Here is a 15,090-nt window from a genome sequence, read left to right on the forward strand (position 1 = left end):
AAGTACTTAATAGTAGAACTTATTTTTTGTTTTGAGAAGGAAACGACATAGCCATGTCCTCATCAATAGAACATAAAGTACAACAACTACTAGTGGTAGATGACGAGTATTTTAATTATGAAATACTCAAAGCAGCACTTAGCGCAAAGTTTGATGTTAATTATGCCGATTCTGGAACAAGCTGTTTAGCCTCTGCTATTGCTAATCCGCCCGATATTATTTTACTTGATGTATGTATGCCAGGGCTGGATGGTTACGATACGTGTAGAATGCTTAAACATACACCTGAGACAAAAAACATCCCTATTGTTATGGTGTCAGGGCTGGAGTCACCGCTTGAAAAGCAAGCTGGGTTTGACGCGGGCTGTGATGCTTATGTGGTTAAGCCGTTTTCTGTACCACTGTTGTTAGAGCAAATTAATAAAATAGTATAGGAAAAATTATGTTTACAGATGATAAGCGAAATTTTCGACGTATGCAGATCAATACACCAGCAAAGCTAACCACAATAGAGCCGATTGCTGGCTTAAATTATAATGCAGAATGTGTAGATTTGAGTGCAACTGGGTTGTCGTTGCATTTAGATGAGTTACTTGAGCCAAACACTATTTTATTGGTACATATAGACTCAACTCATCCGAGTATTGCGCCTTTAGACGCAACGGCTAAGGTGATACGCGCCAGCAAAGAAGATGATGGTACAATAACTGCCGGACTTGAGATAATACAGTTTAATTAGCTTAGGTAGCGTGGTTATTGCCCATATAAATAGGTAATAACCACGTATAAATGCTAATCAAGCCTAGGCGTTAGTAAACCTTACAAATTAAGCCTTTTAAGTAAAAACCTTCAGGGTAACTACCCGCAATAGGGTGATCGGCGGCTTGGTTTAAACGCTCCATAATAAGTAAGTCTTTACCAGCATCAAGGGCTGCATCAGCCACCACTTTTTGAAACAAGTTTTGCTCCATTAAGCCCGAACACGAGAAGGTTAATAAGGTGCCACCTGGTTTTAATATTTGCATAGCAATCATGTTTATATCTTTATAGCCACGACACGCACCAGTAAGTTGTGCTTTGTTGTCGGCAAACTTTGGCGGATCCATTACTATAGTGTCAAACAATACACCGTCTTCGCGGTATTGACGCAGTAACTTAAATACATCTTGTTTGACAAAATCAACCTTATCTAAATCAAGATTGTTATGCTCAACATTGCGCTTAGCTGTATCGAGGGCTGGCTGCGATACATCCACGTTAGTTACGTGTTTACAGCCGCCACGTAGGGCATACAACGAAAATGTACCCGTGTAGCTAAAGCAGTTTAATACGGTTTTGTCTTTAGAAAAGCGTTCAAGTGCAGCGCGGCTATCGCGTTGATCTAAATAAAAACCGGTTTTATGGCCATCAATAATATCAACTTCAATTTTAAAGCCATTTTCTGCAATGAGTACTGGGGCAGTTGGTTCATTGCCCCATAATGCCCCTTTAATTGGCTCAAGGCCTTCTTTGGTACGCACTTCTACATCTGAGCGCTCGTAAATGCTCATACCAGGGAATATAGCCATTAACGCGCCAACAATTTCACCTTTATGACGCTCAGCACCCGCGCTAAGTAATTGACACACTAATACGTTGTCAAACTTATCTATGGTAACGCCGGGTAAAAAATCTGATTCTGCGGCGCAGAGTCTAAAGCCAGTTAAACCACCTTCTTCGATTACTTGGCTACGGGCTTCTAGTGCACGACGTAGGCGGCGTTCAAAAAAGTGTTGATCAATAACTTCTTTTTCGTCAAAGCTCCAAACACGGGCACGAATTTGTGAATGTGGGCTATAAGCTGCTGTTGCTAAAAATTTACCTTCACTATCGTGAATAGTAACTGTGTCACCTAGACCTGGTTTACCTTTAATTTTTTTGATGGCTTTGGAAAATAACCAAGGGTGTTTTCTTTTTAATGATTTATCGCGGCCAGCTTGCAGGTAAACGGCAGATGTCATAAAGCTTCTCAGTAGTAATAAATAAGCGCTGTATTTTAGTCAAGGCAAGGGCAACATACAATGAATGTTTTGCATGGAGCCCATAAATCGCGGTAAAGTATGGCTAATTCAATATGTTAATTAGGTATTTGGAACACGTTGTGACAGACATAATGTTAAGCCCTGAGCTGCAGCAGCTCAATTTACAGTGCAGAGCCTTTATTACCACACTAATTCATGCCGATGTGGCGCATGATATAACCCATATTGAACGCGTAGTTCGGGTTGCTATTAAATTGTGCGATGCAGAGCAAGCTAATATGAAGGTAGTGCTCCCGGCTGCATGGTTACACGACTGTGTAGCCGTGGCTAAAAACCACCCAGATAGGGCTAAAGCCTCTACTATGGCCGCCGATAAAGCGATTGCTTTTTTAGCTTCTATTAATTACGACGCGCAATTATTTACTCAAATTCATCATGCAATAGCGGCGCATAGCTTTAGCGCCAATATTAAAGTGAACTCAGTAGAAGCACAAATAGTGCAAGACGCAGACAGAATGGACGCACTAGGCGCGATTGGTATAAGCCGCTGCATGAAAGTAGGTGGCTCAATAAGTCGATTACTATATAACCCGGATGACCCATTTTGCCTACAACGCGAAGCAGATGATAAAAAATACACGCTTGATCATTTTTTTATTAAGTTATTACACATAGCTCAAAGCATGAATACTCCCTCGGCTAAGGCCGAAGCACTAAGACGTACTGAGTATATGCATGACTTTTTAGAGCAACTAAAGTCTGAAATAGGAGAGCAGCGTGAGTATACCTAAGCTAGCTGGGATTGATCATTGTCATTTAAATGTGGATGATTTAGCGCAAGCGGTTAAATGGTATGAGCGTGTTTTAGGTTTTAGTGTGGTTGAAGCGCTCGCCTTTTGGAATGAAGATTGCAAAGGGCCATTAACCCTTGAAGATGCAAATGCTACCACGCGTTTAGCGTTATTTACTGCACAGGGACGTAGTAAAGGCATTGCTTTTTTAGCCACTGGGGAGCAATTTATTGCATGGCTTGAGCATTTTGAACACCTAAATATTAAAACAGTATTAGCTGATCACGGCGTTACGTTTTCAATTTATTTTAAAGATAACAGCGGAAATAGCCATGAAATTACCTCTCATGACTATACGCAGATTAAAACTGTGTATCCGCAGGTATTATTAGGCTCGCATACAGCCAAAAAGAGCTAAATTAAAATCGCTCCTGATGAGCATTTTTTATGGCAATAATATCGTCAATTTTGCCAATAAATAGCTCAACCAATTGCGGGTCGAAGTGTTTACCGGCTTGTTGTTGCATATGTTCTATAGTTTGCTCTATGCTCCATGGCTCTTTATAGGGGCGTTTTGAGGTAAGTGCATCAAATACATCGGCAATGGCAACAATACGGCCTTCCAGCGATATGGCTTCTCCTTTTAGGCCATTGGGGTAGCCAGTACCATCCCACTTTTCATGATGTTCAATTGCCAGCACATGCGCCAGTTGTAATAGTGGCGATGATGAATTTGCTAAAATTTGTGCACCAATTAAAGCGTGCTCTTTCATGTGGGTAAACTCATCGGCAGTTAACTTTCCGGGTTTTAGCAAAATGGCATCCGGAATACCTATTTTACCTACATCGTGCATAGGGGCTGCTTGGCGTAATAATTCGGCGTGTTGCTCATCCATACCCAGCGCCAATGCAAGTACTTTGCTGTATTGACTCATACGTATAATATGCTCACCGGTATCGGTGTCTTTATATTCTGCAGCACGACCTAAACGCTGTACTAAATCGACATGAGCTTGTTTTAGCTGCTCAGCTTGCACTAACGACAGGTGAGTTTTAACACGTGCCCGTACAATAGCAGGGCTAATGGGTTTGGTTATATAGTCTACAGCGCCTAGTTCAAAACCTTTAAATTCATCACTTTCATCACTTAGCGCAGTAACAAAAATAATAGGAATATGCGATGTTGCAGGGTTAGCTTTAACAATTTGGCATACTTCAAAGCCATTCATATCAGGCATCATAATATCGAGTAAAATTAGCTTTGGTAGTTCTTTTTCAAGTAATGCTATAGCGGCAGCGCCCGATTTAGCAAACGACATTCTATATTGATTACCAAGCACCTCGCGCATTACTTTTAAGTTTGCAGGCTCGTCGTCAACAATTAATATGCGCGGCTTATCTAGAATAAAATCCATTAATTAATTCTCCTTTAGGGTTAACTTTTTAAGTAAATTTGCTAATTTAACTTGCGCGTTATCAAAGTCGAATTCATCAAAGGCACTGGCTATTTCATCTATATCTACTTGTACTGATGCTATACATTTACGTTGTAACTGATCGAGAAGATCATCATTAAGTTCGGCATTTTGTGCATCAGCATAGAGTTCTTGGCAAATTTCTATTAGCTCAGCTGTTGATAACGGCTCAGCATTGTCGATAAGTTTGGCGGGCTCTTTACATATAGTGCTTGCTAATAATTGGCCGATAAGCGCCAATTCAGTTTTTATATCTGCCAAAACGCTGGTTAGCACAGCTTCATCGTCTGCGTTCTCTAAACGCGTTAACAGTGTCATTAAGGTTAATAACCCTAAATTACCAGCCACGCCTTTTAACGTGTGAATAAGCGTATAAACACTTTTAATATCGCTTAGTTGCAGCTTAAATAAGCTTATAAATTGCTTTTCGTTGGTATTAACAAATTTAGTAATTTCGGTAAGCTGTTTACATTTAGAGCCCCACAAAGCTAACCCTTTTTCAAAATCTATGTGCTTGGCATCGGGGTCGGTTTGCGCAATTAATGTTTCTTTTGCTAAGCCAAGTCCAAGCACCAGTGCTATTTCTTGATTCAGTTGGTTGATATCAACCGGCTTATTAGCAAACCCATTCATGCCTGCATTTTTAGCGGTTAGTTTATCTTGCTGTAACACGCTGGCTGTTAAGGCAATAATAGGCGTAAATTTTATTTGTTTTAGTTGCTCCAATGCACGAATTTTAATGGTGGCCTCAATACCGTCACATTCAGGCATGTGAATGTCCATTAAAATGACATCAAAGTCTTGCTGATTAAACGCCTCAATGGCTTCTAAACCATTACTTGCAGTGGTTACTGTGTGTTGATCTCGCGAAAGTAATATAGAAAGCAGCTCTGTATTTTGTTCTATATCATCAACCACTAATATTCTAAGCGGAGGTAGTTCGGTATGTAGGCCTTCAAAATAATCTATTTTATTTTCATCACCAACAGTAAAAGGTAATGAGAAGTAAAAGCAGCTGCCTTTATCAACTTCACTCACTAAATCAATTGAGCCATGCATAAGCTCTACTAATTGTTTACTTATTGTTGTGCCTAAACCTGTGCCACCAAATCGACGTGTGGTCGTGCCATCGGCTTGCACAAAAGGCTGAAAAACCGCTTTAATACGATCTTTAGCAATACCAATGCCTGTATCTTGTACTTCAAAAAATAGGTGATTATTTTGTGTGGTACTTACGGTAACAGTAACAGCGCCTTGCTCAGTAAATTTAATAGCGTTACCAATAAGGTTTGTAAGTATTTGCCTAAGGCGGTCGGGATCACCGTAGTATGCGGTGCTAACTGATTTATTAATATTAAGCGTTAAATTAAGGTTTTTCTTTTTAGCTTCTAACCAAAAAGTTGAAATAATACTGTCGATAACGGGCTTTAAATTAAAATGCACAGGCTCAATGGTTAGCTTTCCTCGTTCTAACTTTGCAGAGTCGAGAATCTCATTAAGTAGCCGCAGCAAAGAGCGTGCTGCGCTATTAACCGTAACAAGGTGCTTTTGCTGCTCTTTACTTAGCGGTGTATCCATAAGCAGATCGCTAAAGCCAATAATTGCATTCATAGGGGTGCGTATTTCATGGCTCATATTTGCCATAAAAGATTGCTTAGCATTGGCAGCTTCTTCTGCTTGCAGTTTAGCGTGCTCTAATTTTGCTTCATACTCTTTGCGCTCAGTAATATCAACAAGTACACCATCAATCCACTGTGCAACATCGGTATTATTAAAGTCAAAACTACCTTTCTCTAATACCCATACCGTTGCGCCGTTGCGATGGCGAATTCTATATTCAACAGAGTATTGACGCTTTTCGGTAACGGCATTAGTGAGCGTGGTAATAATCATTTGTTGGTCAGACTTTAAAATCAGGTCCGTAAACTCAATGTGTTGCTCAATAAATTCATCTGGTGTATAGCCAGTTAAATCCAATATACTTGGGCTAACAAATAGCATGGTGTAGTTAGTATCAAATTTACATCTAAAGGCAACGCCTGGCATATTTTGCATTAATGAGCGATATTTTTGCTCATTTTCAACAACCGTTTTTTGTAGAGCTCGTTGCTGCGTTAAGTCAGTAATAAAGCCAACATACAAAGGCGGTTGCCCAGTTTGCGTCACTTGTCCAATACCAAGGCGCACAGGGATCAAATGGTTATCTTTATGTTTAGCAAAAGTATCGCGGTTTATGCCTATAATAGCGCTTAGATCAAGAGTCATATCACCAGATGATGACGCATTGTTTAAGGCGTTATTATCATTTAAAAGAATCTGTACACTTTTACCTTGTAACTCATGTTCGTGCCAACCTAAAATCTTACTTGCTGCTTCATTAAAGCTTAAAATAATACCTTGATGATCAATAGTCACAATGCCATCTATTGCTGTTTCTAATATGGCGTTTAACCGCGACTCGTCGGCTGACTTTTCTTCAAGTAGCAGTTTATAGCGTACCATGCCATTAATTACAGCAACCACGCTGGTTATTGCAACAGTTGCAGTGGCAACCGCAATTGCAACAAATGTAAGCCCAGCAGACGCATTTTCGTCTGCGTAAATAAGAGGAGAAGTTGCTACAAAACGGGTTGCTGCCATACCCATATAATGCATACCAGTAACAGCAAAGCCTAATATAACGGCGCTGGTTGAACGAATTTGTAACTGTGATAACCGAGGGAAAATTATTTCAAGATTAAAGCGGCTATATAAAGCTATAAACGATAGGGCAACGGCCACTAAAATAGACAACCCAAACATAACTGGGTCATACCGTAGCATAGGCGCAAGCTCCATCGCTGCCATACCACTGTAATGCATAGTGCCAATACCCGAGCCTAATAATACTGAGCAAATAGCTAATACTTTAAAGTTACCATTACTTTTTACCAGTATAGATACAGCATATTGGCATGCCAAAAATGCCGGTATAAAAGAGAGTAAGGTAATAGTTGGGTTATATTTAATGTTAGTACACAAAGAAAAAGCTAACATACCAATAAAATGCATGCTCCAAATACCCGCAGAAAAAACAGCTGCAGCGGTTACAGTAGCTAAACGTTGATAGCTTGGGAAAGTAGTTTTTTTAGCTAAATCAATGAGTTTTGTAGTAAAAAAAGCGGCAAATATCACTATTAAAACTGAAAGAGAAACCAAGAGAGGATCGTAAACCCCGTTTATAATTAAACTAGGATCTTGGTCAGTAATAAAGAAAGCTGATAACATGGCGGCTCTAAATAGGCATTTTAATCGTGTAGTTTAATAGAATTAATTAATTAATAAACCGTTAATTTTATGATTGCTTATTAAGCTATAAATAAACAACACGGCATTAACTAACCATTAGACGAAAAGTAGCCCCTAGCTAGTATAGTGTGAGAGATTAATTTGTTTGCCTACCAACTAAAAAAAAGTACCCGACGAAAGACCGTTGCTATTAAAGTGCATAATCAAAATGTGACGGTATATGCCCCCCATCACGTACAAAAAAAAGTGCTCGATAACTGGTTATTAGAAAAAAAATCATGGGTTGAGGCGCAGCTGCAAAAACAGCTTACTTTGGTTGATACAAAACAGTATCCACTTAAGGACAAAAAGATCTGGGTTTTTTCAGAAGCAATTAATTTAACGTTTCAGCAAGGCAATACCTCTACAGTGGAGCGCCAACAAGATGGCCTGCTTATTACCGTTTCTGCTCGTGTTAAGCATCAGCAGCAAAAGTACCAATTACTTTTAGAGGCGTATTTAAAAGAGCAGTTAACCGCATACATTGAAATGCGACTTAATGACTTTTGCACGCTGATGCAAGAAGCGCTGCCTAACGATTTAAATATTGCAGTTTATAAACGCAAATGGGGAAGTTGTAATAGTAAAAGGGCGTTAACATTTAACTTATTATTGATTGGTGCACCGCATAGCATTATTGATTATGTAATAGTGCATGAGCTGGCGCATTTACGACATTTAAATCATAGCAAAGCATTTTGGCACCGCGTAGCACAATTTTGTCCCGACTATAAAGCAAGTACGTTATGGCTAAAACAATATGGTATGAGTTTACAATGGGTATTTTAATGTTTAACTAAGAAAAAACACGGAGATTACTAACAAGGAATGTAGTAACTATATAAGTAGAAAATAAGTAGAAAAGTGGTGGAGGGAGCTGGATTCGAACCAGCGAAGGCTGAGCCGTCAGATTTACAGTCTGATCCCTTTGGCCGCTCGGGAACCCCTCCACACTAATTTTGTTACATTTGGCCCCACTTAACTTAGCGGTAAGAAAAGTGGTGGAGGGAGCTGGATTCGAACCAGCGAAGGCTGAGCCGTCAGATTTACAGTCTGATCCCTTTGGCCGCTCGGGAACCCCTCCAATGCAACGGCGCTGATAATAGCAAACATCGTATTTAAGTAAAGAAAAAAGCTAAAGAAAAATGAAATAAAGCCGATAAATAGGTATTACTTACTTCAATCGGCTAAAGTCTATGCAAATCGGTGATTTGTTAATCACAGAGAGTCAGCTCAACACTCGACTTAATAAAAGTGTGCATGAAAAGCGCCGAGGAGAGTTTGCGCTTTTACTCGCTATGCTATCTCATGATGCACTCGATTTTAGCCAATTCCATTTACCAAAAACAGAAATTGAAGATTCAACTGTTGGCGAAGATACCCTTCGCAAACAAATAGGAGCAGGTCCAAAGCAACTTTTAGCGCCAGATAAGTTTGATATCTTGATAGGGCAGTTTAACGCCTCACTATTAATGCAAGCAGGGGAACGCGCTGGAATGAGCGATATTAAATTAAATCACTGTTTAAACCCTGAACCATTGTTTATAAGAGATGATGTAAGCCATATTCCGCTTCAGGTGCGTGATAATTGTGAATTAGCAGTGCGCAGGCGTATAAATAACACACAAACGCAACTATCTAACCCGCAACTCGATGCTGCTGCCTTTTACGAAAGCCTAAATAATGATGCGCTTCACCACCCATTGCATTTAGTAAGCGCTTAATTATAAAGCGTACGCTGTAACTGCTTTGATATTGCAATAACCAATCATATTAATAGAACTTGGCAAACGATTGCGCCATCACTCTAACTATTAAGTTACTTGTCTGTAATATAAAGCCGCTAACTCTCTACACTTAAGCGCATTTTAGCGATACTTTATTTTATTAATGGATTAATAATTGATTTAATATAAAAAAAGCATCCAAAAATTAAATGCAATTGCTATAATAGGCTCAAATGGTATGACATTAAATGCCGTTATAATTAAACCAAGGTAATTAGGAACGTAATGAAGAAAATATTCACGCTAAATCACGAGAAAATCAAATATCCTCGTATGGTTGACGCCGCAAAGCATGAAGTGAAAAAATATTTGAAAAGAGAGCGTAACAAAACTCTACCACTCGATGCTGATTACTGGGCGTTTGATTGTAAGTTTGGTAATACCGCTGAAGATGCACAAGTAGTGCACGTTGCAGAGCTTAGTAATCATATAAGCGAAATAGAAAAGCAAAGCTTAACTTCTTTTTATGTAGAAATATTAGCGCGCCCAGCTCAACGTCAACAACCAGATTTGGATGACGACGAATAAGACGCTTATAAAGTAATTTGCGTAATTTTTAAAATGGGCCTAGTGGCCCATTTTTTGTTTGTACGTTTATACAAACGCGATTTAAACCTTGAGCATTCAAGTACAAGCAGCTTATAAGCAGTGCTTACTTTCAGTATTACCCTGGAAATTATGGCCGTGATTTTCTAAAACAATTAACAACAACTCTGTATCGCCATTTTTATATTTGGTTGTAAGTTTGATTAAAAACCCAACTTTAATACATTTGCATAACATAAGACTGTATTATACTGTGTTAGTTGATAATTATAGAAAACAGTAGTATTTATGCCATTAAATTATGCCGATAGCGATTTAAAACTTAGCCTTAAAGCCTCAAAAGTCCTCATTGTTGATGATCAGTTACTTAGCTTAATTGTACTGAAAAAAATATTATCAAAGCACTTTATTGTTAACACCGCCAACAGCGGTGAAGAAGCAGTTGAAATATGTAAATCTAATACTCCCGATATCGTACTGCTGGATATTTCAATGGATGGCATATGCGGTATAGAAACCTGTTTAAAATTTAAAACGACGACACAAACCCAAGACATTCCCGTTATATTTGTTACCTCCTTTGAAAAGCAAGAAGAGGACTGCTGGGAAGCGGGCGCGGTAGACTTTATTCAAAAACCGATTAACCCAGAAACCTTATACAGAAGAGTAAGGGCGCACTTAACTATTAAGCTGCAACATGACTTATTAAGTCAAAAAGTGTTTCTGGATGACTTAACTAAAGTGTTTAACCGTCGTTATTTTGATACTCATATAAATAAAATACAATTGAGTGCATTAAGAGAGAATACACAATACGCTTTATTACTTATGGATATTGATTACTTTAAGCAATACAACGATATTTATGGACACGTAGAAGGCGACGTTGTTTTACATTTAGTTGCTCAAACAATTGCTAACAGCCTGCAAAGGCCAAGCGATTTTGTTGCCCGCTATGGCGGCGAAGAATTTGTGGTTGTGCTACCCCATACCAACGAGGAAGGCGCTCGCTGTGTTGCTGAAAAAATTAAAAATAACATATCCGGCTTAGGTGTTTTACATAAGTACTCAGAGTTTGAATTTGTCACTATAAGTATAGGTGGGGCTACGTTATTGCAATCAGACGAAGGCAATATAGATATTTTGCAACGCGCAGATAAAAAAATGTACGCCGCTAAAGCACAAGGGCGAAATACAGTGTGCTTTTAAAGCGCAGCGAGCCCAGTATCAAAATATACGGTAGAGCAGTTATTAACGCAGCAGGCCTATAGGTATGTAAGTAAATAGCCAATAGTTGCTCGAAAGTAAAATTTTATTTTAGCCATACACATCGCCTGTAACAGCCAACCCTAGGCATGGCTATTGGATGTATTTAAGGTTCAGTTGCCTGTAATTACCTACTTTACTCACCGCACGGTTAGTTGCAGTTTGTTATACGCTATGACACTTTTTATATTTTTTGCCACTTTGGCAAGGGCAGTTGTCATTTCTGCTTATTTTAATATCGGCTACCGGAAATAGTGTGCCTTCAAGGTAGCGCCACTGCCCATCTTGTTTAATAAACAACGACTTTTCGTGCAACTCGCAATATAGGTTTTGGTAAAAGTAATTTACTTTAAATGTTATAAAGCCTTCGCTTGCATCGTGCTCAGTGTCGATGACGGTTAGCTTTATAAAGCGGCAGCTATCAGCAAAGTCTTTAATCTCTTTTACAGGGTTTTCTGCCTGTTTTTCATTTGCATAAGTTTGATAAACATAAGTTGCATTTTTAAGTACATATGCGCTGTAGCGAGCACGCATAAGTTGCTCAGGTGTTTCAGCTATTTTTGATGCTAAATGAAGTGGCTCACAGCAGTCAGCATAATTTTGCTGGCTGCCACAAAAGCAAGGAGAAGTCGTTAATGAGGTCATAATATTAATATAAAGTGTTTAAAACACGAGTTTAACAAGCTTATTGAGTTAGTGGTATCTCAAGGTTGTGAGTATTTTTAGTAAAACAGTAAAGCTTAGTATTTGTAGTGCTTAAATTTAATGATAGCTGTGTCAGCTGTTGATCATTAATAATATCAGTCCAGGTAATAACCGCAGCAAAGTTTCCGTTGTGCAGCGCCGAGCTAAGTACATACTCTAAGTTTACTAAATGTTTTTGCCTGATCACCAGTAATTTGCTTGTGTCAATGGAGCATGAATCAAGCAAGGCTTTACTCGGTACATGGTCGGGGGCAATCAGCAGTGTCCATGCATTTAAGCTGTTGTATTGGTGTAATACTTTAAGCAATTCAAAGGTTGCTGAAATTTCATCTTCAATTTGAATTAAATTTACACAATCACTTTTATCGTCTTGCTGATAACTTTTAACGGTTCTTACGGTAATAGGCTGTAACATTAATCTCTCACTCACTGGGTTTTTATACAGTACCCATATACAGTAGTTTATACAGTGTTGTGGTGCAAGTGTTTTTTTGCTAATTATTTGTACAGTCATTCAGTTTTAAATTTTTACACGGATAAAAAAACAAAAATAACTATTAAAAACAGGGCGTTAATATTTTAGGTATATGTTTTATATTTTTTATTAAAGCTATGCGGCGAATAGCACCTATACAGTACTTTATGCTCTATTATTTACGTTAAAGTAAAGCTGATTGCTCAGCATATAAGCACGGTAATTATTATTTTTAAAACCTGAAGTACATACGTATTACCGTGTCATATTTATTATTTCAGCTACTTCAATAACTTAATGCATAACAAGGTAAAATGTCCGGTATTTCGCTATTTTTATGCTAAAATCTCGCCACTTTTTACTACCTTAAGTTTGTTATGCTCGAAGCCTTATTTAAAATCCGCGCAAATGATTCCTCAGTACAACGTGAATGTGTTGCCGGTATGACTACTTTTATTACTATGGTTTATATTGTTTTTGTTAATCCAGCAATGCTTGCCCAAGCAGGAATGGATCAAGGCGCTGCGTTTGTAGCTACATGTATTGCAGCTGCAATAGGCTGTTTTATTATGGGCCTATGGGCCAATTATCCGTTAGCGTTAGCGCCGGGTATGGGATTAAATGCTTTTTTTACCTATGGCGTTGTTTTAGGAATGGGCTATACCTGGGAAGCGGCATTAGGTGCTGTGTTTATGTCGGGTTGTATATTTTTATTTTTAAGTTTATTTAAAGTACGAGAGTGGATTATTAATGCCATTCCACTGGTGCTAAAACAAGCAATAGCGACCGGTATTGGTGCTTTTTTGGCGCTAATTGCGCTTAAAAGTGCAGGGATCATAGTATCTAGCCCTGCAACCTTAGTGCAGCTAGGTGATATTACTGCACCTGGGCCATTACTTGCTATTTTAAGTTTTTTTGTGATTGCGGCATTGTTATATCGCGACTTTAAAAGTGGTGTGTTAATTAGTATTTTACTGGTAACAGGTATTGCTTTGGCTTTTGGTTTGGTTGAATATCAGGGGGTTATGTCTATGCCGCCGTCAATTTTACCAACCTTTATGCAACTTGATTTTAGTGCGGCATTTGAGCTTTCAATGTTGAGTGTTATTTTTGCATTTTTATTTGTAGATTTATTTGATACCTCAGGCACCTTGGTTGCGGTCACGCAAAAAGCAGGGCTTGCAGATGAAAAAGGCAATATGCCACGTTTAGGGCGCGCTCTTAGCGCTGATAGCACTGCCACTATTGCTGGTGCAATGCTTGGTACATCTACTACTACATCTTACATAGAGTCGGTGGCTGGCGTTTCTGTAGGCGGACGCACAGGCTTAACAGCCGTTGTTGTGGGTATTTGTTTTTTATTGATGATGTTTTTTGCGCCACTAGCGCAAATGGTGCCAGCGTATGCCACTGCCGGTGCTATTTTATATGTTTCGGTACTTATGCTACAAAACTTAAAGTTTGTAAACTGGGACGACATGACAGATGCCATTCCTGTTAGTGTGGTGTTATTAATGACCCCGCTGACATTTTCTATTGCTCATGGTATAGCGCTTGGGTTTATTTCTTACACCGCGGTTAAGGTGTTATGCGGTAAAAAGGATCAAGTAAGTATTAGTGTGTGGATTTTAACGGCATTGTTTATTGTTAAGTTTGCATTTTTATCTTAAAAAACTTATTTATCTATCAATAAAAAAAGCCCATACAAAATTGTATGGGCTTTTTTTATAAGTTTTAGTACTAATTTACCATTTCTTTTTCGGAGCAAATAAAACATCTAGGTCATCTTGCTCTTGCTCAGTTTTCTTTTTAAGTGCATTGGCATTCGATGCTCTTAACTCAACACTAATAGCTTCTAAGTAGCCTTCTACTTCTTGGTATTTAGCAGTTACATATGGATCGCTATACGATACCGCACTGAGTGAGGCATGGGCTTTTTCAAAATATTGTCTAGCTGAACCTACCATACCTGCAGAGCGCGCCGATAAACCACGTTTAATTTGGCTTTCAATATTTATTTGTAACTGCAGTTTTTCCATTCGTTTGTCTTCGATTACAAATAGTTGGCTATCGAGGTTACCTTTATTGTGCTCAGAGCGTAGAATAATACGTAATTTTTTTATGCCCTGTATTAGCGATACCAGTTGTTTATCGTTACTTGGCAGTGAAAGCGATTCGCTATTGCTTCCTTGAACTGGGTTATTCAAACGCTCTTTCGCTTCATTTAAACGGTTTTTTAATATTTTAGAACCAGGTGAAAGCGATACCATGGTACTAAGCGCATCATGATTACGACGCTGTAAAACACGTAGTGTGTTATCTGAAAACGGGATATTAGCGTTATTCATTAACGCTTCCTCGGTTTCCTCAATGATAGCTTTTTGTTTGGTTAGTTCTTTACGGCGATCAGCTTCTTGTTTTTCTTTATGCTGTTGCACCGCACTTACCCAAAGCGCAATCACAATAAGAGCAACAATGAGTATAATTATAATAGAGACGATCATGTTACAGTTCTCGGGTTCTAAACCTAATTGCTCAATCTTACATTAAATATATAAGAACAGGAAAACTTTGCGCTAATTAACTATAAAAGCAGGCTAAGAAAGCGTTTAAATCTTAATGCTTTATATGATAATCATTGCTATCTGAAGTATATTTATTGTGCTAGCCTAAGCCTATATTTATTAAATACGATAT

At 38.6% G+C, this 15,090-nt stretch carries 15 protein-coding genes and 2 tRNA genes; 9 read left to right on the top strand and 8 right to left on the bottom strand.

Annotation, left to right across the window (positions count from 1 at the left end; translation table 11 throughout):
* Window positions 1–53: 53 nt before the first annotated feature.
* The gene (locus tag AAEY55_RS10460) at window positions 54–434 is read left to right on the top strand and encodes a two-component system response regulator (RefSeq protein WP_058373030.1); all 381 of its coding nucleotides are present in this window, start codon (window positions 54–56) and stop codon (window positions 432–434) included.
* Window positions 435–442: 8 nt separating this feature from the next.
* Window positions 443–739 carry a PilZ domain-containing protein gene (locus tag AAEY55_RS10465; protein ID WP_086998101.1) on the top strand — a complete coding sequence of 99 codons (297 nt, stop codon included), beginning with the start codon at window positions 443–445 and terminating at the stop codon, window positions 737–739.
* Window positions 740–809: 70 nt separating this feature from the next.
* On the opposite strand, the gene AAEY55_RS10470 is transcribed toward AAEY55_RS10465, so the two are convergent.
* Complete coding sequence (locus AAEY55_RS10470) at window positions 810–2,000, bottom strand: class I SAM-dependent methyltransferase (protein WP_011327833.1); 1,191 nt, start codon at window positions 1,998–2,000, stop codon at window positions 810–812.
* 152 nt (window positions 2,001–2,152) lie between these two features.
* Between AAEY55_RS10470 and AAEY55_RS10475 the strand changes: the two genes are divergently transcribed.
* Window positions 2,153–2,812, top strand: coding sequence for an HD domain-containing protein (locus AAEY55_RS10475; RefSeq protein WP_011327834.1), 660 nt, complete (start codon window positions 2,153–2,155; stop codon window positions 2,810–2,812).
* Complete coding sequence (locus AAEY55_RS10480) at window positions 2,799–3,230, top strand: VOC family protein (protein ID WP_350551211.1); 432 nt, start codon at window positions 2,799–2,801, stop codon at window positions 3,228–3,230. Before AAEY55_RS10475 ends, AAEY55_RS10480 begins: the two co-directional genes overlap by 14 nt.
* Before the next feature lies 1 nt (window position 3,231).
* Here the strand turns inward: AAEY55_RS10480 and AAEY55_RS10485 are convergent, their stop codons facing one another.
* Together AAEY55_RS10485 and AAEY55_RS10490 are read right to left on the bottom strand one after the other, a co-directional pair.
* Window positions 3,232–4,227 carry a two-component system response regulator gene (locus AAEY55_RS10485; RefSeq protein WP_179806739.1) on the bottom strand — a complete coding sequence of 332 codons (996 nt, stop codon included), beginning with the start codon at window positions 4,225–4,227 and terminating at the stop codon, window positions 3,232–3,234.
* A 3-nt stretch (window positions 4,228–4,230) separates the two neighbouring features.
* Window positions 4,231–7,554 carry an MHYT domain-containing protein gene (locus AAEY55_RS10490; protein WP_350551214.1) on the bottom strand — a complete coding sequence of 1,108 codons (3,324 nt, stop codon included), beginning with the start codon at window positions 7,552–7,554 and terminating at the stop codon, window positions 4,231–4,233.
* 162 nt (window positions 7,555–7,716) lie between these two features.
* On the opposite strand from AAEY55_RS10490, the gene AAEY55_RS10495 reads away from it, so the two are divergent.
* Window positions 7,717–8,403: a SprT family zinc-dependent metalloprotease gene (locus tag AAEY55_RS10495; RefSeq protein ID WP_350551217.1), complete on the top strand. Its 687-nt coding sequence runs from the start codon at window positions 7,717–7,719 to the stop codon at window positions 8,401–8,403.
* Between the two features lie 76 nt (window positions 8,404–8,479).
* Here the strand turns inward: AAEY55_RS10495 and AAEY55_RS10500 are convergent.
* Both AAEY55_RS10500 and AAEY55_RS10505 read right to left on the bottom strand, forming a co-directional pair.
* A tRNA-Tyr gene (locus tag AAEY55_RS10500) sits at window positions 8,480–8,564 on the bottom strand.
* Between the two features lie 49 nt (window positions 8,565–8,613).
* Window positions 8,614–8,698 (bottom strand) — tRNA-Tyr (locus tag AAEY55_RS10505).
* Between the two features lie 112 nt (window positions 8,699–8,810).
* Here AAEY55_RS10505 and AAEY55_RS10510 point away from each other — a divergent pair.
* From AAEY55_RS10510 to AAEY55_RS10520, 3 genes are all read left to right on the top strand, one after another.
* Window positions 8,811–9,338, top strand: a complete 528-nt coding sequence (locus tag AAEY55_RS10510; protein WP_011327839.1) for a VC2046/SO_2500 family protein — start codon at window positions 8,811–8,813, stop codon at window positions 9,336–9,338.
* A gap of 288 nt (window positions 9,339–9,626) precedes the next feature.
* Window positions 9,627–9,929, top strand: a complete 303-nt coding sequence (locus AAEY55_RS10515; protein WP_011327840.1) for a DUF6172 family protein — start codon at window positions 9,627–9,629, stop codon at window positions 9,927–9,929.
* 306 nt (window positions 9,930–10,235) lie between these two features.
* Window positions 10,236–11,156, top strand: coding sequence for a diguanylate cyclase (locus AAEY55_RS10520; RefSeq protein ID WP_350551220.1), 921 nt, complete (start codon window positions 10,236–10,238; stop codon window positions 11,154–11,156).
* Window positions 11,157–11,378: 222 nt separating this feature from the next.
* Here the strand turns inward: AAEY55_RS10520 and AAEY55_RS10525 are convergent, their stop codons facing one another.
* Both AAEY55_RS10525 and AAEY55_RS10530 read right to left on the bottom strand, forming a co-directional pair.
* The gene (locus tag AAEY55_RS10525) at window positions 11,379–11,858 is read right to left on the bottom strand and encodes a YchJ family protein (protein WP_350551223.1); all 480 of its coding nucleotides are present in this window, start codon (window positions 11,856–11,858) and stop codon (window positions 11,379–11,381) included.
* Between the two features lie 40 nt (window positions 11,859–11,898).
* Window positions 11,899–12,333 (bottom strand): SulA-like leucine-rich domain-containing protein, encoded by a 435-nt coding sequence (locus AAEY55_RS10530; RefSeq protein WP_011327844.1) that lies wholly within the window; start codon window positions 12,331–12,333, stop codon window positions 11,899–11,901.
* 437 nt (window positions 12,334–12,770) lie between these two features.
* On the opposite strand from AAEY55_RS10530, the gene AAEY55_RS10535 reads away from it, so the two are divergent.
* Window positions 12,771–14,063: an NCS2 family permease gene (locus tag AAEY55_RS10535; RefSeq protein ID WP_050754470.1), complete on the top strand. Its 1,293-nt coding sequence runs from the start codon at window positions 12,771–12,773 to the stop codon at window positions 14,061–14,063.
* A 75-nt stretch (window positions 14,064–14,138) separates the two neighbouring features.
* Here AAEY55_RS10535 and AAEY55_RS10540 read toward each other — a convergent pair whose 3' ends face one another.
* Window positions 14,139–14,897, bottom strand: coding sequence for a hypothetical protein (locus AAEY55_RS10540; protein WP_011327846.1), 759 nt, complete (start codon window positions 14,895–14,897; stop codon window positions 14,139–14,141).
* Window positions 14,898–15,090: the final 193 nt, after the last annotated feature.

Origin of the sequence: Pseudoalteromonas sp. 120-MNA-CIBAN-0494 (genome assembly GCF_040308885.1) — a bacterium.
In the GTDB taxonomy this organism is placed as follows: domain Bacteria; phylum Pseudomonadota; class Gammaproteobacteria; order Enterobacterales; family Alteromonadaceae; genus Pseudoalteromonas; species Pseudoalteromonas nigrifaciens.